The following is a 1,359-nucleotide window of genomic DNA, read 5'->3' as shown; positions in this document are numbered from 1 at the left end:
TTCAACTACTATCTTTGTGGAACGTGATGAAAAAATATCTTTTACTAGTCTATATATTATGTGCTCCTGCGTGGGCCAGCACTGAGTCCCCTCTGTTTTTTATTGAAGCAAAGGGTGGATATCAATGGGCTTCGGACGACAGTTATAAACACTCTAATCCCAAAGGCGCTATCTTTGGTGTTTCTAGTGGTTTACAGTTTTCTCCAGCTTGGAGTTGGGATGTAGGCTATCAATATCACGATGATTTAAAGGCTGATGCCACATCGGTTAATGTTAAAACGGGGTTGATTGAAAGTGCACTACGTTACGATTGGTATCTACAAGACAACCTGAGTTTATACGGTCGATTGGGCGTTGCTTATTGGGACATAGAAAAAACGCACCTTTCTTCAGATAAACTTGATGCGACCGGCTTTTCTCCTCTTGGTGAAATCGGGGTTAACTATAACTTTACCCCCAATTTCCGTTTATCCGCCGGTTATCAATACATCGACAGTATCGGTGAATCAAATACAGGTAAATATGATAGCCATGGCTTTTTGGTTGGGCTTACCTATACCTTTGGTCATGCTACTCAACCAACGTTGATTAAAGAGTTATCAACTCCTGCTACGAAGATTGTCGTTGTTGAAGCGTCACCTCAAACACTTACCTTTTCGTCTAAAAGTATGAATGGCATTTTTGATTTTGGTTCTACTGAACTCAGCCATGATTTTATCGAGCAGTTGGCGGAAGTCGTCGAAGTGTTAAATACTTACCCACAAGCTAGAGTGGTTGTTGTAGGCCATGCTGATTCAATAGGCTCAGAGGCTTATAACCAAGTGCTTTCTGAGAGACGTGCTCAGACGGTAGCGAATAAGCTTCTTGAATTAGGAGTGAGCCCAGCGCAAATTCAAGCTCAGGGAAAGAGAGCATCTCACCCCGTTGCTGATAACCAAACTGCAGATGGGCGAGCTAAAAATCGCAGAGTTGAAGTCTCCATTCCTAGCTTTCAGTATCAGAAATAGGCCGTATTATCATGACTAAAGTTTTTAAGTATTTTGTTTCAATAATAGTATTTCCTCTATTAATGCTCTTAACAGGCTGTGATTCCGGAGGGGCGTTTTCTGGGGCTACTGCAAAATTAGAGCGCATAGATATCAGTGCATCGCCGCTAACAACGCGAGGAGTGAGTCAGTTGACGCTTGCGGCAGGCAATAAGCAAGCTTTCGAAGCAGTCGGTTACTACTCTGACGGTTCATCTCGCGCATTAACGGATTTAAGTGTCAGTGATTGGCATACAAGTGACCAAGATGTTGGTTATTTTAACGACCCAGGAGTTTTGATTGGAGGTGATACACCAGGAATCGTGACTGTATA

Annotated in this window: 2 protein-coding genes; both read left to right on the top strand. The window is 42.7% G+C overall.

The genetic code is table 11. The features are described 5' to 3' along the window. A partial coding sequence (locus NE536_RS22750) for an OmpA family protein (protein ID WP_261274115.1) occupies positions 1-1,007 on the top strand: 1,007 nt, incomplete at its 5' end. A gap of 11 nt (positions 1,008-1,018) precedes the next feature. Then, a partial coding sequence (locus tag NE536_RS22745; protein ID WP_261274114.1) for a hypothetical protein occupies positions 1,019-1,359 on the top strand: 341 nt, incomplete at its 3' end.

The organism is Shewanella septentrionalis, assembly GCF_025370265.1.
Taxonomy (GTDB): Bacteria; Pseudomonadota; Gammaproteobacteria; order Enterobacterales; family Shewanellaceae; genus Shewanella; species Shewanella hafniensis.
This window is presented reverse-complemented; position numbering and strand designations above follow the sequence as displayed.